At 69.6% G+C, this 26,137-nt stretch carries 24 protein-coding genes and 1 tRNA gene; 9 read left to right on the top strand and 16 right to left on the bottom strand.

What is annotated here, in order from left to right; genetic code table 11:
- Nucleotides 1-9 precede the first annotated feature (9 nt).
- The 5 genes from rplA to CSW64_RS03065 form a co-directional block, all read right to left on the bottom strand.
- A complete protein-coding gene (gene rplA, locus CSW64_RS03085) occupies nucleotides 10-699 on the bottom strand; it encodes a 50S ribosomal protein L1 (RefSeq protein WP_099620727.1) in 690 nt (229 codons plus the stop codon).
- Between the two features lie 4 nt (nucleotides 700-703).
- Nucleotides 704-1,135 (bottom strand): 50S ribosomal protein L11, encoded by a 432-nt coding sequence (gene rplK, locus CSW64_RS03080; protein ID WP_099620726.1) that lies wholly within the window; start codon nucleotides 1,133-1,135, stop codon nucleotides 704-706.
- Nucleotides 1,136-1,348: 213 nt separating this feature from the next.
- A complete protein-coding gene (gene nusG, locus CSW64_RS03075; protein ID WP_099620725.1) occupies nucleotides 1,349-1,918 on the bottom strand; it encodes a transcription termination/antitermination protein NusG in 570 nt (189 codons plus the stop codon).
- A 5-nt stretch (nucleotides 1,919-1,923) separates the two neighbouring features.
- Nucleotides 1,924-2,238 (bottom strand): preprotein translocase subunit SecE, encoded by a 315-nt coding sequence (gene secE / locus CSW64_RS03070; RefSeq protein WP_172448440.1) that lies wholly within the window; start codon nucleotides 2,236-2,238, stop codon nucleotides 1,924-1,926.
- A 67-nt stretch (nucleotides 2,239-2,305) separates the two neighbouring features.
- Nucleotides 2,306-2,381 (bottom strand) — tRNA-Trp (locus tag CSW64_RS03065).
- A 375-nt stretch (nucleotides 2,382-2,756) separates the two neighbouring features.
- Between CSW64_RS03065 and CSW64_RS03060 the strand changes: the two genes are divergently transcribed.
- Together CSW64_RS03060 and CSW64_RS03055 are read left to right on the top strand one after the other, a co-directional pair.
- A complete protein-coding gene (locus CSW64_RS03060) occupies nucleotides 2,757-3,575 on the top strand; it encodes a ferredoxin--NADP reductase (RefSeq protein WP_099620723.1) in 819 nt (272 codons plus the stop codon).
- The gene (locus CSW64_RS03055) at nucleotides 3,547-4,776 is read left to right on the top strand and encodes a molybdopterin molybdotransferase MoeA (protein WP_099620722.1); all 1,230 of its coding nucleotides are present in this window, start codon (nucleotides 3,547-3,549) and stop codon (nucleotides 4,774-4,776) included. The genes CSW64_RS03060 and CSW64_RS03055 overlap by 29 nt, the downstream gene beginning before the upstream one ends.
- A gap of 57 nt (nucleotides 4,777-4,833) precedes the next feature.
- Here the strand turns inward: CSW64_RS03055 and CSW64_RS03050 are convergent, their stop codons facing one another.
- Complete coding sequence (locus CSW64_RS03050; protein WP_099620721.1) at nucleotides 4,834-6,702, bottom strand: glycoside hydrolase family 5 protein; 1,869 nt, start codon at nucleotides 6,700-6,702, stop codon at nucleotides 4,834-4,836.
- Nucleotides 6,703-6,755: 53 nt separating this feature from the next.
- Here CSW64_RS03050 and CSW64_RS03045 point away from each other — a divergent pair, with 53 nt between their 5' ends.
- Entirely contained in the window at nucleotides 6,756-8,573 is a 1,818-nt protein-coding gene (locus tag CSW64_RS03045; protein ID WP_172448439.1) for an ATP-binding protein, read from the top strand.
- Nucleotides 8,574-8,931: 358 nt separating this feature from the next.
- On the opposite strand, the gene CSW64_RS03040 is transcribed toward CSW64_RS03045, so the two are convergent.
- The 3 genes from CSW64_RS03040 to CSW64_RS03030 are packed head-to-tail and all read right to left on the bottom strand — an operon-like array spanning nucleotide 8,932 to nucleotide 14,588.
- Entirely contained in the window at nucleotides 8,932-12,150 is a 3,219-nt protein-coding gene (locus CSW64_RS03040; RefSeq protein ID WP_099620719.1) for an error-prone DNA polymerase, read from the bottom strand.
- Nucleotides 12,151-12,199: 49 nt separating this feature from the next.
- Entirely contained in the window at nucleotides 12,200-13,897 is a 1,698-nt protein-coding gene (locus tag CSW64_RS03035) for a DUF6504 family protein (protein ID WP_099620718.1), read from the bottom strand.
- Nucleotides 13,809-14,588, bottom strand: coding sequence for an ImuA family protein (locus tag CSW64_RS03030; RefSeq protein WP_099624089.1), 780 nt, complete (start codon nucleotides 14,586-14,588; stop codon nucleotides 13,809-13,811). Before CSW64_RS03030 ends, CSW64_RS03035 begins: the two co-directional genes overlap by 89 nt.
- A gap of 107 nt (nucleotides 14,589-14,695) precedes the next feature.
- On the opposite strand from CSW64_RS03030, the gene CSW64_RS03025 reads away from it, so the two are divergent.
- Nucleotides 14,696-17,953, top strand: a complete 3,258-nt coding sequence (locus tag CSW64_RS03025) for an acetyl-CoA carboxylase family protein (RefSeq protein ID WP_099620717.1) — start codon at nucleotides 14,696-14,698, stop codon at nucleotides 17,951-17,953.
- 143 nt (nucleotides 17,954-18,096) lie between these two features.
- Here the strand turns inward: CSW64_RS03025 and CSW64_RS03020 are convergent, their stop codons facing one another.
- From CSW64_RS03020 to CSW64_RS03010, 3 genes are read right to left on the bottom strand one after another with little or no spacing between them, the layout of a single operon-like run.
- Nucleotides 18,097-18,324, bottom strand: coding sequence for a YdcH family protein (locus CSW64_RS03020; protein WP_099620716.1), 228 nt, complete (start codon nucleotides 18,322-18,324; stop codon nucleotides 18,097-18,099).
- Between the two features lie 48 nt (nucleotides 18,325-18,372).
- On the bottom strand, nucleotides 18,373-18,813 hold the full coding sequence (locus CSW64_RS21910; RefSeq protein WP_172448438.1) for a TIGR02444 family protein: 441 nt from the start codon (nucleotides 18,811-18,813) through the stop codon (nucleotides 18,373-18,375).
- A 2-nt stretch (nucleotides 18,814-18,815) separates the two neighbouring features.
- Nucleotides 18,816-19,418 carry a UbiX family flavin prenyltransferase gene (locus CSW64_RS03010; protein ID WP_342745843.1) on the bottom strand — a complete coding sequence of 201 codons (603 nt, stop codon included), beginning with the start codon at nucleotides 19,416-19,418 and terminating at the stop codon, nucleotides 18,816-18,818.
- 136 nt (nucleotides 19,419-19,554) lie between these two features.
- On the opposite strand from CSW64_RS03010, the gene CSW64_RS03005 reads away from it, so the two are divergent.
- Nucleotides 19,555-19,728 carry a YdcH family protein gene (locus tag CSW64_RS03005; RefSeq protein ID WP_099620714.1) on the top strand — a complete coding sequence of 58 codons (174 nt, stop codon included), beginning with the start codon at nucleotides 19,555-19,557 and terminating at the stop codon, nucleotides 19,726-19,728.
- A 66-nt stretch (nucleotides 19,729-19,794) separates the two neighbouring features.
- Here the strand turns inward: CSW64_RS03005 and CSW64_RS03000 are convergent, their stop codons facing one another.
- From CSW64_RS03000 to CSW64_RS02990, 3 genes are all read right to left on the bottom strand, one after another.
- Nucleotides 19,795-20,475 (bottom strand): DUF1013 domain-containing protein, encoded by a 681-nt coding sequence (locus tag CSW64_RS03000; protein WP_099620713.1) that lies wholly within the window; start codon nucleotides 20,473-20,475, stop codon nucleotides 19,795-19,797.
- Nucleotides 20,476-20,568: 93 nt separating this feature from the next.
- Nucleotides 20,569-21,060, bottom strand: coding sequence for an OmpA family protein (locus CSW64_RS02995; protein ID WP_099620712.1), 492 nt, complete (start codon nucleotides 21,058-21,060; stop codon nucleotides 20,569-20,571).
- Between the two features lie 20 nt (nucleotides 21,061-21,080).
- The gene (locus tag CSW64_RS02990) at nucleotides 21,081-22,058 is read right to left on the bottom strand and encodes an NAD(P)H-quinone oxidoreductase (RefSeq protein WP_099620711.1); all 978 of its coding nucleotides are present in this window, start codon (nucleotides 22,056-22,058) and stop codon (nucleotides 21,081-21,083) included.
- An 84-nt stretch (nucleotides 22,059-22,142) separates the two neighbouring features.
- On the opposite strand from CSW64_RS02990, the gene CSW64_RS02985 reads away from it, so the two are divergent.
- The gene (locus CSW64_RS02985) at nucleotides 22,143-22,352 is read left to right on the top strand and encodes a DUF1192 family protein (protein ID WP_099620710.1); all 210 of its coding nucleotides are present in this window, start codon (nucleotides 22,143-22,145) and stop codon (nucleotides 22,350-22,352) included.
- A gap of 104 nt (nucleotides 22,353-22,456) precedes the next feature.
- The gene (rcdA, locus tag CSW64_RS02980) at nucleotides 22,457-22,978 is read left to right on the top strand and encodes a protease adaptor protein RcdA (RefSeq protein WP_099620709.1); all 522 of its coding nucleotides are present in this window, start codon (nucleotides 22,457-22,459) and stop codon (nucleotides 22,976-22,978) included.
- 404 nt (nucleotides 22,979-23,382) lie between these two features.
- On the opposite strand, the gene rpmE is transcribed toward rcdA, so the two are convergent.
- Nucleotides 23,383-23,610 (bottom strand): 50S ribosomal protein L31, encoded by a 228-nt coding sequence (rpmE, locus tag CSW64_RS02975; RefSeq protein ID WP_099620708.1) that lies wholly within the window; start codon nucleotides 23,608-23,610, stop codon nucleotides 23,383-23,385.
- A 113-nt stretch (nucleotides 23,611-23,723) separates the two neighbouring features.
- Here rpmE and CSW64_RS02970 point away from each other — a divergent pair, with 113 nt between their 5' ends.
- Both CSW64_RS02970 and CSW64_RS02965 read left to right on the top strand, forming a co-directional pair.
- Nucleotides 23,724-25,568 carry an ABC transporter transmembrane domain-containing protein gene (locus CSW64_RS02970; protein ID WP_099620707.1) on the top strand — a complete coding sequence of 615 codons (1,845 nt, stop codon included), beginning with the start codon at nucleotides 23,724-23,726 and terminating at the stop codon, nucleotides 25,566-25,568.
- A 65-nt stretch (nucleotides 25,569-25,633) separates the two neighbouring features.
- Nucleotides 25,634-26,125, top strand: a complete 492-nt coding sequence (locus tag CSW64_RS02965) for a hypothetical protein (RefSeq protein WP_099620706.1) — start codon at nucleotides 25,634-25,636, stop codon at nucleotides 26,123-26,125.
- Nucleotides 26,126-26,137 lie beyond the last annotated feature (12 nt).

Below are 26,137 nucleotides of genomic sequence, written 5' to 3'. Positions count from 1 at the left end.
TCCGATCGCTTAGGAAGCGACCGAGCCGGTGTCGACCTGGAAGCCCGGGCCCATCGTCGAGGACAGGGCGATGCGCTTCACGTAGGTGCCCTTGGCGCCCGACGGCTTGGCCTTGTTCAGGGCGTCGACCAGGGCGCGGACGTTGGCCAGCAGAGCTTCCTCGGTGAACGAGGCCTTGCCGATGCCGGCGTGAACGATGCCGGCCTTCTCGACGCGGAACTCGATGGCGCCGCCCTTGGCGTCCTTCACGGCTTGACCGACGTTCGGGGTCACGGTGCCGACGCGCGGGTTCGGCATCAGGCCGCGCGGGCCGAGCACCTTACCCAGACGGCCGACGAGGGCCATCATGTCCGGCGTCGCGATGACGCGGTCGAAGTCCATGAAGCCGCCCTGGATGCGCTCGACCAGGTCTTCGGCGCCGACGACTTCGGCGCCGGCGGCCTTGGCTTCCTCGGCCTTGGCGTCCTTAGCGATGACGGCGACGCGGACGTCGCGGCCGGTGCCCGACGGCAGCGACACGACGCCACGGACCTGCTGGTCGGCGTGGCGCGGGTCGACGCCCAGGTTCACGGCGATCTCGATCGACTCGTCGAACTTGGCCTTGGCGTTCGCCTTGACCAGCTTCACGGCGGCTTCGACCGAATGGACGGCGTCACGGTCGCCGGTCCAGGCCTGGATGCGCTTGGGTTGCTTGGCCATGGTCTTAGGCCTCCACGATCTTGAGGCCCATCGAACGGGCGGAGCCCTCGATGATGCGGGCGGCGGCGTCAACGTCGTTGGCGTTGAGGTCCTTCATCTTCTTCTCAGCGATCTCGATCAGCTGAGCGCGGGTGATCTGGCCGGCCGACTCGCGGCCCGGCTTGTTCGAGCCCGACTTCAGGTTCAACGCCTGCTTGATGAAGTGCGTCGCCGGCGGGGTCTTGGTGACGAAGGTGAACGACTTGTCCTGGTAGACCGTGATCACGGTCGGCAGGGGCGTACCCTTCGTTTCCTTTTCGGTGCGGGCGTTGAACTCCTTGCAGAAGCCCATGATGTTGACGCCGCGCTGACCCAGCGCCGGGCCGATCGGCGGCGACGGGGTGGCGGAGCCCGCGGGCACCTGCAGTTTGATGTAGCCCAGAATCTTCTTGGCCATCTCTGTCTCCGTTAAGCGGCGCTACTTAAAGCGCCTATGCGGCCGTGGTGCGGGCAGACCCCTCCCACGGATTTAGCCCCCGGCGAGCCGAGGAAGCGGCGGCGTTTAGCAGAGAAGGCCGCGGCGGACAACCGCCGCACGTCATCCCGCGTCAAACGAAAAGGGCGCGGAGTGATCCGCGCCCTTTCCAGAGAGAGATCGGTGAAGACGGTCTTACGCGACCTTCTCGACCTGATTGTATTCCAGCTCGACCGGGGTCGCGCGGCCGAAGATCGACACGGCGACGTGCAGGCGCTCGCGGGCCTCGTCGACCTGCTCGACCGTGCCGTTGAAGCTGGCGAACGGACCGTCGGTGACGCGCACCTGCTCGCCGATCTCGTAGGTGACCGTCGACTTCGGACGCTCGACGCTCTCTTCGATGGCGCCGACGATGCGCTGGACTTCCTTTTCGGAGACCGGGATCGGCTTGGAGCCCGAGCCGAGGAAGCCGGTGACCTTCGGGGTGTTCTTGATGAGGTGATAGGCCTCGTCCGAGAGGTCCATCTTCACCAGGACGTAGCCCGGGAAGAACTTGCGCTCGGAGTTGATCTTGCGCCCGCGGCGGATCTCGACGACGTCCTCGGTCGGAACCAGGATTTCGGAGAAGGAGTCTTCCAGGCCCTGGGCCTTGGCCTGCTCACGGATGTGCTCGGCCACCTTCTTCTCGAAATTCGAGTAGGCGTGGACGATGTACCACTTGTGGCGCGGGTTCGACGCGGGGCGGGTTTCGGCTTCGGTCGTCATAGGCTTTATCCGGCGGTCGAGAACTTCAGCAGCTGGCCGACGACGAAGGACAGGAAGGTGTCCACGCCGAAGAAGAACAGCGCCGCGATCACGACCATGATGAAGACCATCACCGAAGTGATCCAGGTCTCCTTGCGGCTGGTCCAGGTGATCTTACGGCCCTCGGCCCGGACCTCCTGAGCGAATTGGATCGGGTTGAACGGCTTCTTCGGCGTGTCCTCGGACGTCGAGGAGGGCGGCCCGCCAGACGTGGCGACGGCGGCGGCGCTCTTGGCGGCGCGCTGCTTCATCGCAGCGAGGTTGCCCGTTTTCTTGGCCATCGGACGGGTCTGAAGCTCTTTCAACAGGTCGGTGCGCGACCATCGCGCACCGTACATAGGTCGAACTTGGCAGGAGTGGAGGGACTCGAACCCCCGGCCCTCGGTTTTGGAGACCGATGCTCTACCAGCTGAGCTACACTCCTAGACTTCGGCCCTCGCGGACGTCTGTCGCCGGAAACCGAACAGCGAACCGTTGGCGGAGATGCCCGCCGGCGCAGTCTGTCGATCACCGGAAGCGCGCCGTTTAGCAGGGACCCGTCGTCGCGGCAAGCAGCCCGACGCCGATCCTCGTCAGGTTTTGCGGCCCTCCCTGCAGGCGGGGCCGCGAGGGGCGACGCCGCTGTTGCAATCGACTCGCAACAAGGATACGCCCTCCCGCAATGCGACGGGCGCGTCGCCCTCGGGGAGCCAGCATCCCTGAACGCCGTCCGAGACTTCCTCGCGTTGACATACTCGCGCCCGCCATCACATGGAGTACGCGGCGGGCCCTCGTTCGGGTCTTCAAGGAAATCAACGGAATGACGTCAGCTGCGGTCCAGGACGCGCCGGTCAAGGCGAGCCCCTTCTTCGAGGAGAAGGTGCTGTGGGTGAAACACTGGACGGACCGCCTGTTCAGCTTCGGCCTGTCACGGCCCGAGAGCTTCCGCTTCCGTTCGGGCGAGTTCGTGATGATCGGCCTGCCCGGCGAGGACGGCGGCAAGCCGGTGCTGCGCGCCTATTCGATCGCCTCGCCGTCCTGGGCGGAGGAGCTGGAGTTCTTCTCGATCAAGGTCGAGGACGGCCCCCTGACCAGCCGCCTGCAGAAGATCCAGCCGGGCGACACCGTGCTGCTCGGCAAGAAGCCGACCGGCACCCTAGTGCTGGACGCGCTGAAGGGCGGCAAGCGCCTGTTCCTGATCGGCACCGGCACCGGTCTGGCCCCCTGGCTGTCGGTCGCCCGCGATCCGGAAGCCTTCAGCCGCTTCGAGAAGGTCATCGTCTGCCACGGCGTGCGCGAAGTCGACGAACTGGCCTATCGCGACTTCTACACAGCCGACATCCATGATGATCCGCTGGTCGGCGACGAGGCCAAGGCCCAGCTGTCCTACTATCCGACCGTCACGCGGCAGCCGTTCGAACGCCAGGGCCGGTTCACCGACCTGATCAACTCCGGCCGGCTGTTCCGCGATCTCGGCCTGGACGGGGAAAAGTTCAACGCCGACGAGGATCGGATCATGCTCTGCGGCAGCATGGACTTCATCAAGGACATGGGCGCGCTGATCGAGAGCCATGGCCTGATCGAGGGTTCCAACGCCGAACCGGGCGACTATGTCCTCGAACGCGCCTTCGTCGGCTGACGCCGATCGGACGCTGAAGGGCCTGAGCGTCGAAAAGGCGCGGGCCCGGATGCTGGCGCGGGCGGTCGCCCTGTCCGCCGAAACCGCCCCGCTGAGCGACGCCGACGGCCGGGTGCTGGCGGAGTCGGTGACGGCCGTGCGCGACCAGCCGCCGTTCGCGGCTTCGGCCATGGACGGCTGGGCCGTCCGTCGCGGCGACCTCGGGTCCGACGGCGCCGTGTTGAGCATCGTCGGCGAGAGCGCGGCCGGACGCGGCTACGACGCCGTGCTTAGAGCCGGCGAGACCGTCCGCATCTTCACCGGCGCGCCCGCGCCCGACGGCTCCGATCTGATCGTCATCCAGGAAGAGGCCGAGCGCGACGGCGACACGCTGCGCGTAGGCCCGGCTGGCCGGAGTTCGCATCTGCGTCCTAGAGGCGGGGACTTCCGCGCCGGCGACGTGCTGCTCGAGGCCGGGACGCGCCTGGATCCCTGGCGGCTGTCGCTGGCCGCCGCCGCGGGTCGCGCGACCCTGGCCGTCGCCCGGCGCCCCAAGGTCGCCGTCCTGGCCACCGGCGAGGAACTGGCGGCGCCCGGCGGCGAGGCCGGCCCCTATCAGATCTACGAATCCGGCTCCGCCGCCCTGCTGCCGATGCTGGCGCGCTGGGGCGCCGCCCCGACGCGACTGGCCCCGGCCGGCGACGACATCGACGCCATCGTCGCGGCGGTCCGCAATGTCGAGGCTGAGGTCATCGTCACGGTCGGCGGCGCCTCGGTCGGCGACTACGACCTGGTCAAGCCGGCGATGGCCCAGCTGGGCCTGGCGCTGGATGTCGAGACCGTCAACGTCCGCCCGGGCAAGCCGACCTGGTTCGGACGGCTGGCGGACGGGCGGCTTGTGCTGGGCCTGCCCGGCAACCCGGCCTCGGCCTTCGTCTGCGCCGAGCTGTTCCTGAAGCCGCTGGTCCTGGCCCTGCAGGGCGCGGCCGCGCCGCATCGCCTGTCGACCGCCCGCCTGGCCGCGCCGCTGCCCGCCAACGGGCCGCGGGAACACTGGATGCGCGCCCGCACGACGGCCGAAGGCGTCGTCCCCTTCCCCGACCAGGACAGCTCGCTGGTCACCGTCTTCGCCGCGGCGGATTGCCTCTTGCGCCGACTGCCTGGCGCGGAGGCGGCCGAGGTCGGCGACACGGTGGATGTGCTGCCGCTGGAGCGCGGTTAGCTCTCGCTCTCCTCCCCTTCGGGGGAGAGGTTCATGCGGCGGGAGAGGCTATGCGATCTACTTCCGCCTCAGCGTCAGGACCCGCCGCCCTGCCGTCGCGGCCGTCAGCGTCAGGCGCTGACCCGCGAGGTCGCCGATGTCGAGCGGTTCGCCCTCGACCGCCATCTCCACGCCGTTGGGGAACTGCAGCGTCGGGATATAGACGTCGGTCGGCCCTGCGATGGCCGGGTCGGCGTCCCAGGCCAGCCGGAACGTCCCCGCCATCCGATCGAAGGCGACCTCGACCAGCCGCCCTTGGACCGCCCGCGCATAGGGGCGGCAGAAGCCGGCCGTCCCTCGTCCGCCGTCGTTTCCGCCGACCTCCTGGTCCGCCGAATAGATCGACAGATCCTCCTGGTTCCAGCGGTCGCCGATCCGCAGGTCGTTGCGGTTGCTGGCGGTGTAGTTCCACTGCGTCGAGTGCAGCTGCAGCTGGTCCATGGCGTCGTACATCGCCGACAGGGCCGCCTCGTGCTTGGCCCAGACCCCGTCCCGCTCGCCGCGCGCCCAGGCGGCGTAGGCCTCGCCGCCGTCGAGGTCGTAGGGCGTGCCGAACTCGCCGACCAGCGCCGGCGCGCCGGCGTCGAACGCCTCCGCCTCCCGCTTGATATGACCCAGCTGACGGGCATATCGCGCCGCCGTCTCCGCCGGATCGGTCTTGGCGTCGTAGTCCTTGGTGTGCAGCAGGCGCACATCGTACCAATGGCTGGCGTTCACGGTCCGCTCGGGCAGCTGCAACGGGAAGCCCCGTTTGGCGAAGGCGGCGTAGGGGTCCATCTCGGCGAACACCGCCCAGTCCGGATTGTGCGCCCGGATCGTGTCAGCCATGCGCTGGAAGAACGGCCCATAGCCGTCCTCGGACAGCGACAGCTCGTGCCCGCCGAAATGGGTGAAGAGGTCCTCGCGCAGATGCCGCTCGAACGGATCCTCGCCGATCCAGACGCGGACGCCGCCGGGGTTCATCGTCCGCTCGCCGACCACCTCGCCGCCCTTGATCACCGGCGCCGTCACCGCCCGGCCCGCGAGCATGGCCAGCTGGTCGCCGGGCGACAGCGCCGGGCCGTCCTGCGGCAACAGTCGGTTGGCTTCGGTCTTGCGCAGGTGGCGATAGCTCAGCCCCGTCCCGAACCAGCCGAAGCCCGGCTCGTTCAGGGTGTCGAAGCCGATCACGTTGGGCAGATCCTTCACACGGCGCGCCACGGCGTCCATGGCCCCAAGGTATCGTCCCTGCAGGAAGTCCTGGACGTTCCGCCCCTCGATCTCGAAGTCGGGCGTGAAGAAGCGGCCGCCCCAGAACAGGCTCCACATCACGCCGTTGGCGGGCAGGCGGTAGTTGCTGCTCCAGACCATCTGCGGATAGGCGGTCTGGCGGCGTTCGCCCGAGCCGTAGTCATAGGCGTTCTGCATCACCAGAGCCGCCTCGGCGGCGTGGAACCGCCGGAAATCCAGGCCGACAGCCTCGAAGGTCCAGCCGGGCGCGCCGTCGCCGCCGCTCATCCGGGCCCAGACGTCCTGGTGGAAGTCGATGAAGACCTGCAGGCCATGCTCGCCCGCCTTGGCGGCCACCTGGACCAGGTAGTCGAGATACTCCTCGTCATAGCGGCCCGGCCCGGCGTGCTCGACCGCCTCCCAGGTGGTCAGGAGCCGCAGCACGTTGAAGCCCCAGCCGGCGATGCGGGCCAGGTGATCATCCGCCTCGTTCAGCGGGAACGGCCGCCCGACGAAGGAGACCGTCCGGTGATCGGAGAAGTCCGACGGAACCTCGGTGCCGCCGCCCGGCCAGGGCACCTTGGTATCCCCGCCGAGATTGACGCCGCGCAGGATCACCTGCCGGCCATGACGATCGAGGAACAGCGGGCCGTGAACGCGGATGTCGGGCTGGGTCATGCCGGCAGCCTAGCGTTTAGCCACATCTTCACAAACCCATGGTTCATCAAGGCATGGCTCAGCCCGTCCCCGCGCCCGCCGCCCTGAAGCTGGACGCCTTCGTCCGGCAGTATCGGAGCACGGTCCTGGTGCGGTTCCTGCTGACCCTGGGCCTCACCGTCATGTTGGCGACGGTCGCCCCGCTCGGCTATGCGCTGTTCTTCGGGCTGACGCATCTGGCGCTCTATGGCCTGTTCTACGGGGTGGTCGAGGCAGCGGCCCGTGGTCCGGGCGCCGCCGCCGCCCGGCTGGAAGCCTTGACCTGGCGGACCGCCCTGGTCACCGCCCTGCTGACGCTTCACGTCTGCTGGATTGCGCTGCAGGTGCGCGCCGCGGCGGACAGCCCAGTGATCCGCATGGAGGCCGGACTGGCCATCATCGGCATGCTGATGTTCGTGGCCACCCAGGCGCATATGAGCCGCTTCGGCTACCTTCTCGGCGTCGCCCCGGCGGTCGGCTCGCTGCTCTGGCTGACCATCAACCAGCAAGCCGGGGCCAATCCGCATTTCCTCGCCGTGGTCTGCCTGTTCGTGGTCGGCGTGGTCGCGATGACCTGGCGCCAGCTGTCGACCGATCTGATCCTGCGCGACACCAAGCTGGCGCTGGAGGAAAAGAACCTCGAACTGGGCCGCCTGGTCAGCGAGGCGGAGGCCGCTCGTCTCCAGGCCGAGACCGCCAATCGGGCCAAGTCGGACTTTCTGGCTATGACCAGTCATGAGATCCGCACCCCGCTGAACGCCGTTCTGGGCCTCGCCGAGGCCCTGCACCGTTCTCGACTGGCCGAGCCGCAGGCCGGCATGGCGCGCGGGGTCGTCGAGGCGGGCGCCCTGCTGAAGCGGCTGCTCGATTCGATGCTCGACATCAGCCGCATCGAGGCTGGCCGCATGGCGCTCTCGCTCGCCCCGTTCGATCTGCGCCACGCCGTGGAAACCCTCGCCTTCACCTGGGCGCCGCGGGCGGAGGAGAACGGGCTGCGGCTTGAGCTGGACCTCGCCGATCTGCCGGCGCCCTGCGGGCTGCTCGCCGACGGCCCCAAGGTCGAGCAGATGCTGTTCAACCTGGTCTCCAACGCGGTGAAGTTCAGCCCGCCAGGCGGCGTGGTCGTGATCCGGGCCGCGCTTGAACCTGGCCTGGAGGGCGGGCCGGCCACGGTCCGGCTCGAGGTCGCCGACCAGGGGCCCGGCGTCTCGCCCGAGGACAGCGCCCGCATCTTCGAGGCCTTTGAGCAGGCCGACGGGGGCCGGGCGCTGGGCGGCGCCGGCCTAGGCCTGGCCATCTGCGCCGGCAACCTCGCCCTGATGGGCGGGACGATCACCGTGGAGACGGCGCCGGGCGGCGGCGCGCTGTTCCGCATCGCCTTCTCCTCGCAGACCTGCGCCCTGCCCGCGCCGAAGCCGGAAGCCGAACCCATCGCCGCGCTCGACGACGGCCGCCGGCTGCGCGTCCTGGCCGCCGAGGACAATGCGGGAAACCGCCACGTTCTGCAGGTTCTGCTGGAGGCCCTGCCCGTCGACCTGACCCTGGTCGTCGACGGAGCCCAGGCCGTGGAGGCGATGGCCGGCCAGCCCTTCGACATGGTGCTGATGGACGCCAACATGCCGGTCATGGACGGTCTGACGGCGCTGCGGACGATCCGGGCCGCCGGATCGGCCACGCCGGTCTGGATGCTGACCGCCAACGTCTTTGAAGAGGACGTCTCCCGCTATCGCGCGGCCGGCGCCGACGGGGTGATCTGCAAGCCGATCGCCCTGGACGAGCTGTTCGCCGCCCTGGCCCAGGCCGCCACGCAGAACGCCGCCCCCGGCGGCGCGGCGGCGTCGGACGCCGCTTGAGCGGGGGCCTCTCCTTTCTCGTCAGCCTCGCGCCTCTACCCTCGCGCCTGTCGCGAGGCCCCATGAACACGGACGGCGGTGATGGTGCGCCGACCAGCCCGCCCCGCCACGCATGGGTCCTCGCGACGAGCGCGAGGATGACGGAGGGAGAGGAAGCACGACGCGTCGCGGTCCCCTAGGTCGTATCGACATTCGGGCAGCTTGGCCTGTTTTCCTCCGAGTGTTCCCGCGAAGGCGGGAACCCAAGCTGAGATTCCAGTCCGCCATCGGCGGTGAAGCGGCACAGGCGGCTTGGGCCCCCGCTTTCGCGAGGGCATTCGGGTAAATTTCCGCACGCTTCTACAAATACCGATCGGCCCTAGTGGAAGTCCCGGCTGCGAACCAGCCGGGTGCGGACCTCTTCGCTGGGCCGGGTCGGGCGCGCTTCCTCGCGCATGCGGCCGAGTTCGGCGGTGAGGTCGGTGAACCGCTCCACCACGATATGGATGACCTCGCCCTCCTTGCGCCCGTCATGGTCGCGCTGGATGCGCCCGTGCACCACCATGAAGGAAGCGCTCATCGCCACACGCCGGTTGGCCTTGAAGACGTCCTCCCAGACCACGGCGTTGGCCGGCCCGGTCTCGTCCTCCAGGGTGACGAAGACCACGCCCTTGGCCGTGCTCGGCCGCTGGCGGATCAGCACCAGGCCGCCCAGCGACACCCGCGTTCCACTCTTCAGCTTCGGCAGGTCGCTCGCCCGGACGCAGCCCATCTCGTCCAGCATCGGCCGGTAGAATTCGCAGGGGTGGGCCTTCAGGGACAGGCCGGTGGTCCGGTAGTCCTCGGCCACATGCTGCGGCAGGGTCATCTGAGGCAGCGCCGCCGGGGCCTCGAACAACGGCAGGCCGTCCAACATCGTGTCCCGATCCGCCGCGACCTCGGCCGCCTCGCCCTTGACGGCCCAGAGCGCCGCCCGGCGGTCCATGCCCAGCGACCGGAAGGCGTCGGCTTCGGCCAGCAGCTCCAGCGCCCGGCGCGGCAGCCGCGCCGCCCGCGCCAGGTCGAGCAGGGTCTGGCCCCCGGCCTCGCGCGCCGCGACCAGGCGATTCATCTCGTCCTTCTTCAAGCCCTTGATCTCGCGAAAGCCGAGCCGCACCGCCTTGAGCGTCGCCGCCGGATCGGCCGCCGGCTCCAGGGTGCAGTCCCAGTCGCTATGCATCAGGTCGACCGCACGGACCTCGACGCCATGGTCGCGGGCGTCCCGGACCAGTTGCGCCGGCTGGTAGAAGCCCATCGGCTGGGAGTTCAGCAGAGCGGCGCAGAAGACATCTGGCCATTTCCATTTCATCCAGGCCGAGACGTAGACCAGCTTGGCGAAGCTGGCGGCGTGGCTCTCCGGGAAACCGTAGGAGCCGAAGCCCTCGATCTGTTTGAAGCAGCGCTCGGCGAACTCATGCTCGTAGCCTCGCGCGACCATGCCGCCGACGAAACGGCCACGGTACTGCGCCGGGTCGCCGAGATTGCGGAATGTCGCCATCGCCCGGCGCAGGCCGTCGGCCTCGTCCGGCGTGAACTTGGCCGCCTCGATGGCCAAACTCATCGCCTGTTCCTGGAAAAGCGGCACACCGAGGGTGTTGCCCAACACCTGCTCCAGTTCGTCCGCCGGACCGTGGTCAGGATGAGGCGAAGGATAGACGGGGTCTTCCAGTCCCTGCTTGCGACGCAGATAGGGGTGGACCATCTTCCCCTGGATCGGCCCCGGCCGGACGATCGCGACCTCGATCACCAGGTCATAGAACTTCTCGGGCCGCAGCCTGGGCAGCATCGACATCTGCGCCCGGCTCTCGACCTGGAACACCCCCAGGGAGTCGGCCTTCGACAGCATGTCGTAGACGCCCTTCTCCTCCTCCGGGATGTCGACCAGGTCCCGGATCGGCTGGCCGTGGTCCTGACGCAGCATGGTCATGCCGCGCTGCAGGGCGGTCAGCATGCCCAGGGCGAGCACATCGACCTTCATCAGCCCCAGGGCGTCGATGTCGTCCTTGTCCCACTGGATGAAGGTGCGATCCTCCATCGCGGCGTTGCCGATCGGCACGGTCTCGTCGAGCCGGCGCTTGGTCAGCACGAAGCCGCCGACATGCTGTGACAGGTGCCGGGGGAAGTTCAGCAGCTCCGTGGCGATCGCCACGGCCCGCCGGATCTCGGAGTTCTTCGGGTCGAGCCCGACCTGCCGGATATGGTCCTCGGCGATCTCGCCGCCCCAGCTGCCCCAGACCGTGTTGGCCAGCGCGGCGGTGATGTCCTCGGTCAGGCCCAACACCTTGCCGACCTCGCGGATGGCGCTGCGCGGCCGATAGTGGATGACCGTGGCGCAGATCGCCGCCTTGTGCCGTCCGTAGCGCCGGTAGACGTACTGCATCACCTCCTCGCGCCGCTCGTGCTCGAAGTCGACGTCGATGTCGGGCGGCTCGCCGCGGTTCTCGGAAATGAAGCGGGTGAACAGCAGCCGGTGCTTGGTCGGGTCGATAGCCGTGACGCCCAGGCAGTAGCAGACCGACGAGTTGGCCGCCGATCCCCGCCCCTGGCACAGGATGCCCATCCGTCGCGCCTCGGCGACGATATCGTGCACGGTGATGAAGTAGTTGGGGTAGTCCATCTTGCGGATCAGCTTCAGCTCCATCCGCAGGTTCTTCACGACCTTGGTCGGGACGCCGTCGGGGTAGCGACTTTTCGGGTAGCGGCTCCGGGCGCCGGCGAAGGCCAGGTCGCGCAGGTGCTGGATCGCCGTCTTGCCCGGCGGCACCGGCTCGTCCGGATACTCCTCTTTCAGCTTGCCCAGATCGAAGGCGATCCGGTCGGCGATCTCGACGGAGCGTTCCACGACGCCGGGCCAAGCCTTGAACAGGCGGGCCATCTCCTCGGGCGACTTCAGATGCCGTTCGGCGTTGGCCTCCAGCCGGAAGCCGGCTTCCGCGATCGTGCACCCTTCACGGATGCAGGTCAGGACATCCTGCAGCGGCCGACGTTCAGGGCCGTGGTAGAGAACGTCGCCGGTGGCGACCATCGGCGTCAGCGTTCGGTCCGACAGCGCCGCCAGCTGGTGCAGCCGCTTGGCGTCCTGGGCGGCGTAACCTCGCGACGCGGCCAGCCAGACGCGGTCGCCCAGCTCGCCGCGCAGCCGCACGACATGCTCTTCAAAGGCGGCGTCGAGCCGGGCCGGCGGCGCGATCAGGACCAGCTGCCCCTCGGAGTGGTCGAGGAAATCCTGGCGGAACAGGATGCAGTCGCCTTTCTCCGCCCCGCTTTGTCCGATGGTCAGCAGTTTGGTCAGGCGGGCGTAGGCCTCCCGGTCGGAGGGGTAGCAGAGCAGGCTGGGCGTCCCATCGTCGAAGTCGAGCCGACAACCGGTCAGGCTGCGGGCTCCCAGCGCCTTGGCCTTGGCCCAGGCCCGCACCACTCCGGCCAGGCTGTTGCGGTCGGTGATCCCCAGGGCCTCGATCCCCAGCGCATGCGCCGTCGCCGCCAGCTCGCCCGGCTGCGAGGCCCCGCGCAGGAAGCTATAGTTGGTCGTGGCCTGGAGCTCGACGTAACGGGTCACGACGGCCGCCCCCGAGCATCATCTCCCCTCAAGCGGAGCCAGAAGGTCCTCACGCGAACACTCCGTGCAGCCACCAGCGCGGCGGCGTCTCGGGGTCGCCATAGAGGCCCGCGCGGAACAGCCAGAACCGCGCGCCCGTGTCGTCCTCGACCCGGTAGTAGTCGCGCACGAAAGCAGGACCGACCTTGTCGATCGGCTTGCGCCACCATTCCTCGGCGATGCGCTCGGGTCCCTCGGCGCGCTTCACCCGGTGGCGACGGCCGCGCCAGGTGAAGGCGACCGGCGGTTCGTCGGGCAGCTCGGCGACGGCGGCGATCGCCTCGGGATGCGGGAACAGGCGGATCGGCCGCGGCTTGTCGGGATCCCAACCGTCGGGCCTCGCCGGCCCGACCGCCGACGCGGGATGAACGGCGCGTTCGGGCACATGGCTCTCGAAGGTTTCGGCGCGCCAGACGGCGCTTTCTCCCAGGCGATTGGCCAGGCGATCGACCAGGGCGGCCACCTCCTCCTCGGCCAGGGCCGCGCGGCTGGAATCGAGACTGCCCTGGGCGGCCGACAGCCTCTCGACCCCGCCGGCGGACAGCGTGACCACCTCGATGCCGAAGCCGGGATCGATCATTTCCAGCTTGGGCGCGAACAGCCGGGTCAGAACACGGGCGTCGCGTCCCGCCAGCGACAGGCCCGCCTGGGTCGGGAAGGCCTTGCCGTCGAGGCGGTGGAAGGTCAGCTCGAACCTCCGTGCGCCCCGCCCTTCGACCTGCAGCCGCCGACAGAGCCGCTCGGTGATGTCCCCGGCGGCGCGGACCAGGTCGTCGAGGACGCTGATCGGCTCGGCGAAGGTCAGGCGATCGAACCAGGGCGTCGGCGGCCGCCGGAAGGTCAGGGCTTCCTCGGCCCGGCCCAGGGCCTGGTCCAACCGGCGCAGCACCATGGGCCCGAACCGCCGGGTCAACTGCGCCCGCGGGAGGCCGAGCAGCCGCTCGATGCGGGTCAGGCCCAGCCGCGGCAGCTGCGCCGCCGAGACCTCGTCCAGCCGCAACGCCGTGATCGGCAGCGGGGCCAACCGCGGGGCCTGTCCGCCCGGATCGGCGATGACCCGCCCCTCCCCGCCGAAACGCGCCAGGGCCCAGGCCGCGCCGGCCGTGTCGGCGACGGCCGCGCGGGCGGGAATGCCGTTCGTCGCCAGCCGGGCCAGCAGATCGTCGGCCATGGCCGCCTCGCCGCCCCACAGGTGCGAGACGCCGGTGATGTCGAGGAACAGCCCGTCGACGCCGTCCACCGCCACGGCCGGCGAGTAGCGGACGCACCAGTCGCTGACGGCCTCCAGCGCCTGAACGTCGGCGGGCGGATCGGCCTCCTCGGCGCGCAGCTCCGGAACCAGCGCCGCCGCGTCGGTCGCCTTCTGACCCGCAAAGAGCCCGACCGCCCGCGCCGCCGCGTCCACGGCGTAGAGACGACGGACGCCCGCCTCGGTGGTCAGCAGGGCGAGGGGGCGCCGCCCTCCCTTCCCTTCGTGAGGAGGGACAGGTTCGCGCAGCGGAGCAGGGTGGAGCGAGGCGTTCGACGTTGACCCGCGATCGCCGCTCGCCCCCCCTGTCTCGTTTCGCCTGCGGTTCGCCGATCCGCCCTCCCCGCGAGGGGGAGGGAGCGCCAGAGGGTCATGCCCGTCGCCTGACAGGCAGGTCGTTCGCCGCGTCCAGGCCGTGATCGGCCAGTCCGGAAACCACACGGAGAGGATGCGCGTCATGGTCGGCCTCCTGCCTCCCTTCGAATATCCATTCGCCGGGACGTCCGCCTCGGCTCCGCTCCAGCGCCGCCCGCCAGCGGGGCGGGCCCAGGCCGGGCTCGCCGACCGGATCGCTGGGAGCGGCGGAGACCCGCCAGCGGGTGGCCGCCGCCGAGCCCGTGTCCGGCTTGCGCCCCGTTCCCCCCCAGGGCCGTCGGCGGATCACCAATCCCGTCGCGCCGTGCCGCTCGCAGGCCAGCTGCAGCCGTCGTCCGGCGGTCAGGTCGACGTCCTCGACCTCGCCGATCACCGCGGCCACGCCCGCCGAGCCCAGGGCGTCCTCCAGCGCCATCAGGGTCTGGACCTCGTCCGGGGTCTTCACCTGAATCAGCCGCGACGCCGACAGGCCCAGCCCGGCCAGCCCCGGCGCATAGAGATCGTCGCGCCGCATCACCCAGATCACCGCGCCTTGGCCAGCCATCGACCGGGCCAGCATCGCGGCGAAGCCCGCCGCGACCGCGCCCGTCTCGATCTCCATCCCCGCACTCGCCAGTTCGTGCCAACGGCCCAGCGGCAGGCCGCCGCCCGGCAGGCAGTCGTCGACGCGCGGATCGCCGAACGGCAAGACGGAGGTTGGAGTCCGAGTCCCCGCTTCGAGAGCGGCGACCTGGCCTTTCAAGGCCGTAAGACGCGCCTGACGCGACCCCGGCATGACGATCTCCAATGTTCCACTTTTGTTCTCGCTCCGCGGGGTTGGAGAGTCAAGCCTTGCCGTTATGGTGCCTCACCGAACGACCGTATGACTCGGAGACCGATGTCGTGAGTTTCAAGCGCATCCTCATCGCCAACCGCGGCGAGATCGCCATCCGCATCGCCCGGGCGGCGGCCGACCTGGGGGTCGCCAGCGTCGCGATCTACGCCGAAGACGACGCGACCTCGCTGCACGTCAGGGCGGCCGACGACGCGGTGGCGCTGCGCGGCTCGGGCCCCAAGGTCTATCTCGACATCGACGCGGTGATCGCCGCGGCCAAGGCGGCCAAGTGCGACGCCATCCACCCCGGCTACGGCTTCCTGTCCGAGAACGCCGCCTTCGCCCGCGCCTGCGCCAAGGCCAAGATCGCCTTCATCGGCCCCTCGGCGGAGGCGCTGGAGACCTTCGGCGACAAGGCCAAGGCCCGCGCCCTGGCGGCCAAGGCCAAGGTTCCGGTGCTGGCCGGCACGGGGCCGATCGATCTGGCCGGCGCCAAGGCCTTCTTCAAGAAGAACGGCCCGATGATGCTCAAGGCGGTGGCCGGCGGCGGCGGGCGCGGCATGCGCGTGGTCCGCACCGAGGCCGAGATCGAGTTCGCCCTCGCCGCCTGCTCGCGCGAGGCTCAGGCGGCCTTCGGCGACGGCCAGGTCTATGCCGAATGGCTGGTCGACCAGGCCCGCCATATCGAGGTCCAGGTCGCCGCCGACGGCCGCGCCGTCGTGGCAGTCGGCGACCGCGACTGCTCGGTCCAGCGCCGCAACCAGAAGCTGGTCGAGAGCGCCCCGGCCATCCTGCCCGACGCCTTGCGCAAGTCGCTGCACGAGGCCGCCGAACGCCTGTGCGCCGCCGCCAAGCTGCGCACCCTGGCCACGGTCGAGTTCCTGGTCGACGGCAAGGGCGGCTTCGCCTTCATCGAGACCAACGCCCGTCTCCAAGTCGAACACACCGTCACCGAGGAGGTCGCCGGCGTCGACCTGGTCCGCGCCCAGATCGAGCTGGCCGCCGGCCGCACCCTGAGCCAGGTCGGCCTGGCCGAAACGCCGCCGGCGCGCGGCTTCGCGGTTCAAGCCCGTGTGAATCTGGAGACCCTGACCGCCGACGGCGCGACCCAGCCGGGCGGCGGCCGCCTGACCGCCTACGAGCCGCCCAGCGGCCCCGGCGTCCGCGTCGACGGCTTCGGTTACGGCGGCTACGTCACCAGCCCCGCCTACGACAGCCTGCTGGCCAAGGTGATCGGCCGCGGCCCGACGATGGAAGCCGCCTGCCGCCGCACCGACCGGGCCCTGGCCGAGTTCCGCCTGGAAGGCGTCCAGAGCAACGCCGACCTGCTGCGGGCGATCCTGGAGCAGCCGGCGGTGCTGAAGGGCGCGGTCACCACCCGCTTCCTGGAAGACAACCTGGCCAGGCTGCTGGAAGTCGCCGCCACCTTCGCGCCGGAGACGACGGCGGACGGCGAGAATCCGGCCGATCCCGCCGCGCCCGCGTTTGAACATCTCGACGGCGCGGCCGAGGTCGTGGCCCCGCTGCAGGCGACGGTCGGAACCATCGAGGTGGCCGAGGGCGACCTGGTCCGGCCCGGCCAGACGGTCGCCATCCTCGAAGCGATGAAGATGGAGCACGTCGTCTCGGCGACCGAGGGCGGCCGCGTCCTGCGCCTGGCCGCGCACAAGGGCGAGACCCTGCTCAAGGGACAGCCGATCCTGTTCCTCGAACCCGCCGAGGCCGGCGAGGCCGGCGAGGCCGTCGCGGCGACGGAGGTCGCGGTCGACCTCGACCATATCCGGCCCGACCTGCAGGAAGTCATCGATCGCCATGGCTTCACGCTGGACGAGAACCGCCCCGAGGCGGTCGCCAAGCGTCGCCGGACGGGCCACCGCACGGCGCGCGAGAACATCGAAGACCTGCTCGATCCGGGCAGCTTCATCGAGTACGGCGCGCTGACCATCGCCGCCCAGCGCCGCCGCCGGACGGTCGAGGACCTGATCAAGGCCACGCCGGCCGACGGCCTGATCGCCGGGGTCGGCGCGATCAACGGCGCCCTGTTCCCGCCGGACCGGACCCGCGTCGCGGCCCTCAGCTACGACTTCACCGTCCTGGCCGGCACCCAGGGCCATATGAACCACAAGAAGACCGACCGGCTTCTGCACGTCATCGAGGAGCAGAAGCTGCCGGTGGTCTGGTACGCCGAGGGCGGCGGGGGCCGTCCGGGCGACACCGACGGCACGGGCGTGGCCGGGCTGGACGTCACCACCTTCGGCAAGTTCGCCCAGCTCTCCGGCGAGGTCCCCAAGATCGCCGTCGTCGCCGGCCGCTGCTTCGCCGGCAACGCCGCCATCGCGGGCCTGTCCGAGATCATCATCGCCACCAAGGATTCGAACCTGGGCATGGGCGGACCGGCCATGGTCGAGGGCGGCGGCCTCGGCGTGTTCAAGCCCGAGGACATCGGCCCCAGCGACGTGCAGTGGGGCAACGGCGTCATCGACATCCTGGCCGAGGACGAGGCGGAAGCCACCGCCCTGGCCAAGAAGGCGATGTCGACCTTCCAAGGCAAGGTCACGGACTGGGCGTCCGCCGACCAGCGCTTGCTGCGCCAGTCGATTCCCGAGAACCGCCTGCGAGTCTACGACATCCGGCCGCTGATCGAGGCCCTGGTCGACGCCGGTTCGTTCCTGGAGCTGCGCCGGGGCTTCGCGCCGGGGATGATCACCGGCTTCGTGCGGATCGAGGGTCGACCGCTGGGCCTGATCGCCAACGACCCGCGTCACCTGGGCGGGGCCATCGACTGCGACGGCGCCGAGAAGGCCGCCCGGTTCCTGCAGCTGTGCGACGCCTTCGACCTGCCGGTGCTGAGCCTGTGCGACACGCCCGGCTTCATGGTGGGGCCCGACAGCGAGGCCGCCGGCGCCGTGCGCCGCGTCAGCCGCATGTTCATCGCCGGCGCCAAGCTGGGGACGCCGCTCTTCACCATCGTGCTGCGCAAGGGCTACGGCCTGGGCGCCCAGGCGATGGCCGGCGGCGGCTTCCATTCGCCCTTCTTCATCGCCAGCTGGCCGACCGGCGAGTTCGGCGGCATGGGCCTCGAGGGCGCCGTCCGCCTCGGCTACAGCAAGGAGCTGGCGGCCGAGACCGATCCGGAAAAGAACAAGGCGCTGTTCGACCAGCTGGTCGGCCGGCTCTACGCCGCCGGCAAGGCGACCAGCATGGCCGCGGCCCTGGAGATCGACGCGGTCATCGACCCGGCCGACACCCGCCGCTGGATCCTGCGCGGCCTGGACAGCTGCCGGACGCGCAGCAAGCCGGCGCGACGCTGGGTGGATAGCTGGTAAGGCGATCTTGCGTGGTTCGAGACGCCGGGCGGAGGCCCGGCTCCTCACCATGACGCGCTCTGAATTCGTCGTCCTGAGGAGCGAGCCCTTAGGCGAGCGTCTCGAAGGACGCAATGAGCGGCCGCCCGGCGCCGACCCGCTCCCTAGGCGATGATGTCCGGCTTCAGCTGGGCCTCGAGCTTGCTGATCTGATCCTTCAGGACCAGCTTCTGCTTCTTCAGGCGCGCGATCTGGAGCTGGTTCGGCTGCGGCTGCTCCTCAAGGGCCGCCACGGCCGCATCGAGGTCCTGGTGCTGCTGCCGGAACTGCAGGAGACGGGCGCGCAGTTCCACGTCGGGAAACGCGATCAGCCCGTCGTCGTCGTCGTTCATGTACACGGCCTCCCCGAAACGACGCAGAAAATACAGCCGCCGTTGACGCTACGCCATGGCCTTCGCGAGGCGCCGCAGAGCTTCGCCCGGCGGAGCGCTGTTCCAGGCCCAGGACGCTCGGGTCAGGGCGCCCAGCACATCGGGCTCGGAAGCCTTGCCGGCCAGGGTTTCGAGCGCCTCCATCAGCACCCGCTCCGCCCTCAGCTCGGCCGCCTTCACATCCTCGCGCAGACCCTCCCGGGCCGCGTCGGGAAACGGCGGCCCTCCGGTCTTCAGGGTCCGCCGCACGTTGCGCAGCGGCCAGAGCACGGTCTCGTCCCAGCGCACGGTCGTCTGCACGCCGTTGGCCAGGGCGTCGGGGTCTGGATCGGCCCAGACCGCCCACAGCAGCAGCGAGGTGTTCAGGCCGTGCTCGTCCTGCAGCTCGAGCGTCGCTTCCGGCACGCCCGGCCGCGCATAGACCTCGAGGGTCCAGTCCCAGAGACTCAAGCCTACAGCCCTCCGCCGAGGATCGGGGCGATATCCTCGCCCCAGCGTTTCACCGGCTCCCAGCTCAGGCCGAACAGGTCGAGACAGCGCCCGACCGACTGGTCGACCATCTCCTCCAGCGTCTGGGGGGCGGCGTAGAAGGCCGGCAGCGGCGGGGCGATGACCGCCCCCATCTCCGCCAGCCGGACCATGGTCCGCAGATGGCCCAGGTGCAGCGGCGTCTCGCGCACCATCAAGACCAGCGGCCGGCGCTCCTTCAGCGTCACATCGGCGGCCCGGGTCAGCAGCGATGCGGTCACGCCGGTCGAAATCTCGCTCATGGTGCGGATCGAGCAAGGCGCGATCAGCATGCCCAGCGTGCGGAACGAACCGGACGACACCGCCGCCCCGACATCCCCGACCTTGTGGACCACGTCGGCCTTCGCCGACACCTCCGCCACCGTCAGCCTGGTTTCCTGGGCGAGGGTCAGGGCCGCCGCCTTGGAGAGGATCAGATGGCTCTCGACGCCCAGGTCGCGGCAAGCGGCCAGCGCGCGCAGGCCGTAGGCCACGCCCGAAGCGCCGGAGATCCCGACCACCAGTCTTTGTCGCGGAGTTTCATCCATACGCATTCCTAACGCGGTCGCCCCTGTCACGGAAAGGCGCCGATCAAGTGGCGGCCCGGTGCAACGATATGTGATCTGACTCGTCGGCGTCGCGGGTGTTCACTCCTCGAACAGCCCTAGAAGAGGAGGCGATCGTATGGCTCTGGATGCCCGCATTCGCGAACTCGGCAACCGTCATCAGACACTGGAACGGTTGATCGAGGACGAGATGAGCCGGCCGGTTTCAGATGACATCCGCCTGAAGGAGCTGAAGCGACAGAAGCTCCGCCTGAAAGAAGAGATCGAGAACCTGCGAATGCGGGTTCACTGAATGAGAAAGGGCGCCCCGGCCAGGCCGGAGCGCCCTTTTTCTTCCTTCCACTGACCTCGGTCGGGATCAGTCTTCGTCGTCGGCGTCCGCGCCGCCGAAGTTGCTGAACACGTTCGAGTCGTCGGTTTCGTGCTCCGGCTCGTCCTCGACCACCGTCTCGGCGGCCGGACGCAGGCTTTCGTCGGTCGGCACGATGCCGCGCTTGGCGTCGTCCTTGGCCTTCTTGTCGGCGGCCTTGCGGACCACGCCGTCCAGGTCGATCTGAGTCGTCAGGCCGAGGGTCACCGGATCGACGGCCTTGATGTTGGCGCTGTTCCAGTGCGTGCGGTCACGGACCGACTCGATGGTCGCCTTGGTGGTGCCGAGCAGCTTGGCGATCTGGGCGTCGGTGACTTCCGGGTGGTGGGTCACGAACCACTTGATGGCGTCGGGGCGGTCCTGGCGGCGCGACACCGGCGTGTAGCGCGGCGCCTTCTTCACCGGCTTCAGCAGCTCGGCGTGACGGCTCTTCTGCGCGACCATGCGGTAGGCCGGGCTGGCCGCGGCCTTGTCCAGTTCCTCACGGCTCAGCTGGCCGTTGGCGATCGGGTCGGCGCCGCGGATGTCGCGCGCCACCTCGCCGTCGGCGATGCCGCGGACTTCCAGCGGGTGCAGGCCGCAGAAGGCGGCGATCTGCTCGAAGGTGAGCGAAGTGTTGTCCACCAGCCAGACGGCGGTCGCCTTCGGCATCAGGATTTGATCGGACATGTCGTGCTCCAGATACGACGGCGCCCGGCCTTTCGGCCGGGCGGGGTGTTGGAAATCACATATAGAGCCGATCACGGACAAAGGAAACGAGGTTCAATCGCGGCCGTTGGTCCCGGCCCCCAGAGCTCGGCAGGACGGGTCCGTCCACAGCTCCCTCTTGCCCCTTCCCCAGTCCACCGTCGCGCGACGATTCAGCGGTTCGGCGACGCCGTCGCCCGTCCCCACGACCAGGTGATGCTCTCCGCAGGCGACGATCCTGATCGCCGCGGGACGGACGCCGATCGCCGCCAGACGCCGAGCGACAGCCTGACCCCGCCGGGCCGACAGCTGCATGTTCTCCTCCGGGGTTCCCGCCGAGTCGGTATGGGCGGTGACCTCGACCCAATCCGGCGCGTCGCGGCTCATGGCGCTCTCGATCTTCCGCCAGGCCTCTTCGTTCGGCGGATCGATCTCCACCCCGCCGGACCGAAAGTAGAAGACCGGGTCGAAGGCTTCGTAGCGCGGCGGAGGCGGCGACGCCTGGCCCGCCGCCGAGGACGCCGGCAGCGCCAGAACCGCGATCAGCATCAGACCCGCGTGCGCCATCACGCCTTGTCCTCTCGCCTCTAGTCCGCGACCAGCACCACCTTGCCCACATGCGCGCCGGCCTCCAGGTGCGCGTGCGCCTTGGCGGCTTCGGCCAGGGGGAAGGTCGCGTCGACGACCGAGGCCACCTGGCCGGCGGCGACCCAGGGCCAGACCACCCGCTCGATCTCGGCGGCCAGGCGGGCTTTCTCGTCGGCGGAGCGCGGACGCAGGGTCGAGCCGGTGATCACCGCCTGCTTCTGCATGATCCGGAACACCGGCACGTTCAGCACGCCGCCGCCCAGGGCCGCGATGTAGACGATGCGCCCCCGATGCTTCAGCGCGTCGAGGTTGCCGTCGAAGTAGGACGCCCCGACCATGTCGAGCACGACGTCGACGCCGCCCCCGGCCTTGGCGACGGCGGCGAAGTCCTCGGCGGTCGTGTCGATGGCCACGTCGGCGCCCAGGTCGCGCGCCTGCCGCGCCTTGTCGGCGCCGCGGCCGGTGGCGATGACCTTGGCGCCGGCCGCCTTGGCCATCTGGATCGCCGTTGTCCCGATGCCGGACGTCGCGCCGTGGATCAGCAGTGTCTCGCCTGTCTTCAGTCCGCCGTGTTCGAACACGTTGGCGTAGACCGTGAACACCGTCTCCGGCAGCGCGGCGGCGTGGACGAGGTCCAGCCCCCGCGGGATCGGCAGGGCATGGCGGGCGTCGACCACGGCGTACTCGGCGTAGCCGCCCCCGCCAACCAGGGCGCAGACCAGATCCCCGGCCTTCCAGCGCCCGGCGCCGACCACGACCTCGCCGGCGATCTCCAGGCCCAGGGTCTCCGGCGCGCCCGGCGGCGGCGGATAGGCGCCCAGCCGCTGAACGATGTCCGGCCGGTTCACGCCCGCGGCCTTCACCCGGACCAGGATCTCGCCCTCGCCCGGCGTCGGGATCGGCAGGGTCGCCGGCTTAAGCGCCTCGGCGGGCCCCTTGCCGCCCTCGATCGCAATGGCGGTCATCGTCTCGGACATGGTGTAAGCTCCGCAGGGTTGCGCCTGAACGCCGGCAGGCGTCAGATAAGTGAAACACGGCGACGGCGATAGGGAGGCCCCCAGATGCTGGAAGAACCGGCAGGCCCTCGCGGACAGCGCGGCGACGCTCTGCTGCAGGCGACGCGCGAGGATCTGGAGCTCTACGGGGTTTCCGAACTGGAAGAGCGCATCGAGATCCTCGAGGCCGAGGTCGCCCGGACCAAGGCGCAGATCGAGAAGAAACGCGCCGGCCGCTCGGCCGCCGACGCCTTCTTCAACTTCGACAAGAACTGACAGGGAGCGCGCCCGGACACTGACCGCTTGGCACGGCCGTTGCAGCCGATCCGTCGAGCGGGCAGCTTCGTCCCGCAAGGTTCAGGCAAGGGGCTATAGGGTCCATGAGCGATTTTGGTGCGTCGGCCGCGGCGCCGTGGCGTGCGAACGTGATCAGCGACTTCGCGCGCTCCGAATTGTTCGACCGGACGTTCCAGGAAGGCATGGACCTGGTCGAGGAGACCGCCGCCTATCTCGACGGCGGCGGACGCCAGGATTCCAAGCTGCTGTCCCGCAGCGCCGCCCTGGCCTACGCCTCGGAGAGCATGCGCCTGACCACCCGGCTGATGCGGGTCGCGTCCTGGCTGCTGGTCCAACGCGCCGTCCGCGAGGGCGACATGGCGCCTGAGGCCGCCTGCGACGAGCGCTACCGGATCGAGACCGACGAGAATCGCTCCGACAACGAAGCCCTGCACGATTTGCCGCTCGCCCTGCTGGAACTGCTCGACCGCTCCAGCCGCCTGTACGACCGCGTGCGCCACCTGGACCGCCGCATGTATGTCGAAGAGGCCGAGGAAGCCGCGCCCAATCCCGTCCTGACCCAGCTCGACCGCCTGAAGGGCGCGTTCGGGGGTCTGGAGCTGTAGGCGCACTGCGTGGCTCGATACACGGGCTGCGCCCGCTGCTCGCCATGACTATGAGCTAGTCGTCCTGAGCAGGCGCGGAGCGCCGTGTCGAAGGGCGCACCAAATCTCAGACACGAAAACCCGCAGCGGGGACATGCTCCGGCGAAGCCGGTGCGTGTCCCCCCGACCCGTGCGAACGGGGACACGCACCCTTCGGGAGCATGTCCCCCGCTCAGTGCGTCCTTCGAGACGCGATCCTGAGGGATCGCTCCTCAGGATGACGAAGTCTGTTGGATCAACCCACAGTCGTCATGGTGAGGAGCGAGCATCGCGATGCGTCTCGAACCACGCACTGAGCCGCAAACGCGAAAAGGCCGGCCGCAGGGACGCGGCCGGCCTTTCGTGTCGGTGGAAGCGGCTGACGCCTACTTCTTGCCGGTGAAGGCGCCGAACTTGGCGTTGAAGCGCGACACGCGGCCGCCGCGGTCCAGCAGGTGGGCGTTGCCGCCGGTCCAGGCCGGGTGCGTCTTCGGGTCGATGTCGAGGTTCAGCACCGCGCCTTCCTTCCCGTAGGTCGAGCGCGTTTGGTACTGGGTGCCGTCCGTCATCACCACGGTGATGAAGTGGTAGTCGGGATGGGTGTCTTGTTTCATCGGATGGTCCAGCCGACTGAGAGGAAAATGTGTGGGACCGGCGCCGAAAGACGGTGCGGTCGAAGACGCGCGGCTATACAGAACGGGCGCGTCAAAGGCAAGGGCCCCGTCCGATGAGTGATACTTCCGCGAACCCAGCCGTGGCCGACGGCCGCCCCGGCGTCGGCGCGGAACTGCTGTCCGCCATGACCGAGGACGCCCAGCGGCGGCCGCGCAGCCGCGACGTGCGGACCCTGGGCCGGCTGCTGCCCTTCATCCTCCGCCACTGGCGCCACGCCGCGGCGATGACCTTCTTCCTGCTGTTCTCGACGGCCGCCACCCTGGGCCTGACCGTCGCGCTCAAGCTGATCACCGACAAGGGATTCTCCTCGCCCCAGGCGTTGAACCTCTACTTCCTCGGCGGGGTGGCGGTGATCCTGGTGCTGGCCGTGGCGACCTCCGCCCGCTTCTTCTTCATCACCGTGCTGGGCGAGCGGGTCGTGGCCGACCTGCGCAAGGCGGTCTATCGCCATGTGCTGACCCTGGACGCCTCCTACTTCCTGAAGACCCGCACCGGCGAGGTGCTGTCGCGGATCACCACCGACATCACCATCGTCGAGAATCTGGTCGGCACCTCGATCTCGGTGGCGCTGCGTAACACCCTGTCGCTGATCGGGGCGACGATCATGCTGGCCACGCTGTCGCCGACGCTGACCCTGTTCGTGATGCTGCTGGCGCCGGTCGTGATCGCGCCGATGTTCCTGGTCGGCCGCCGGGTCCGCAAGCTGTCGACGAGCGCCCAGGACCGCTTCGCCGACGCCATGGGCTACGCCGGCGAGAGCCTGGACGCCCTGGAGACGGTGCAGGCCTTCGGCCGGGAGAAGACCGCCGACAACCGCTTCGGCGAAGCGGTGGAGCTGGCCTTCCGAACCTCCAAGCGCCGGGTGTTCGTACGCGCCCTGATGACCGCCATGGTCATCGTGCTGGCCTTCGGCGGCGTCGGCCTGATCCTGTGGCAGGCGGCGCACGCCGTGTTGGCGGGAAGCATGTCGCCGGGCACGCTGCTGCAGTTCGTGACCCTGTCGGTGATCGCCGCCTCCTCGGCCGGCACCCTCGGAGAGGTCTGGGGCGAGGTCCAGAAGGCCTCCGGCGCCATGCTGCGCATCTCCGAGCTGCTCGACGCCAAGCCGGGCATCGCCGCCCCGGCCCAGCCCAAGGCCCTGCCGACGCCGGCCAAGGGCGAGATCGCCTTCGAGAAGGTCGTGTTCGCCTACCCCGGCCGTCCCGACCTGCCGGCCCTGAACGGCTTCGACCTGACCGTGAAGTCGGGCGAGACCGTCGCCCTGGTCGGCCCCTCCGGCGCCGGCAAGAGCACCGTCCTGCGCCTTCTGTTGCGCTTCTACGACCCGCAGCAGGGCGGCATACGCCTGGACGGCGTCGACCTGCGCGAGGCTGATCCGGAGGAGGTCCGCGCGCACATGTCGCTGGTCGCCCAGGACTCGGCGCTGTTCTCGGGCTCGGCCCTGGAGAACATCCGCTTCGGTCGCGAGGACGCCACGATCGAGGAGGTCCACGCCGCCGCCCGCGCGGCCGAGGCCTACGGCTTCATCCAGGCCCTGCCCCAGGGCTTCGACACCCCCGTCGGCGAGCGCGCCAAGACCCTGTCCGGCGGCCAGAAGCAGCGCCTGGCCATCGCCCGCGCCCTGGTCCGCGACGCGCCGATCCTGCTGCTCGACGAGGCCACCAGCGCCCTGGACGCCGAGAACGAGCGCCTGGTCCAGCACGCCCTGGAGAACGCCATGGGCGAGCGGACCACCCTGGTCATCGCCCACCGCCTGGCCACCGTCCTGCGCGCCGACCGCATCGTGGTCATGGAGAACGGCCGCGTCGTCGAGGAGGGCAAGCACGCCGCCCTGGTCAAGAAGGGCGGCCTCTACGCCCGGCTGGCGCAGCTGCAATTCGGGGTGGAGGCGGCTTAGAGATCAACCGATTGACGATCCGGGGCCACTCCTCGAAGCTCCGGCCGAGGGGGGGGGGAACCGCCATGATCAATCGACTTCGCTTTCTCAATCCGCTTCTGCCGCTGCCGACGGACGCCGAGCAACGCTCCGCCGCCAGGGCCGCGGCAGTTGGAGCCTTCCTGGCCTCAGGCCAGATCGTGGTCGGGATCGTCGCGAGTCGACTGATGGAAACCCCGGCCGCCGCGGCCATGGCCCCTTTGACGCCCTCGATGTTGGTGGTGGCCGCGATCCTTCTGCTGGCCGGCGCCATCCAGTGGCGGAAGCCGACCCGGCTCATTCCGGCGTTGCTGATCGTCCTGGCCCTCGCTGGATTGGCCACCACGATCACCGCGCACTTCATTCTGCCGGCCGAGTTCAAGGCCGCGTACGACGCGCCGAGCGGGCAGCTGCTGGCGCAGCGGGTCTTCAACAGGATCGCGAGCGCCGCGGAGCTGCTGCTGTTCATCACGGGCCTGCGGGGCGCCATTCTCCTGCGTCGAAACGCCAGGAGCGAAGCGGCTTCAGCCTTGGCCTAAGGGGCTGATTGT

It is taken from the genome of Caulobacter mirabilis (genome assembly GCF_002749615.1).
In the GTDB taxonomy this organism is placed as follows: Bacteria; Pseudomonadota; Alphaproteobacteria; order Caulobacterales; family Caulobacteraceae; genus Caulobacter; species Caulobacter mirabilis.
Note: the sequence above shows the minus strand (reverse complement) of the source record. Positions and strands in the feature narration are given on the sequence as shown.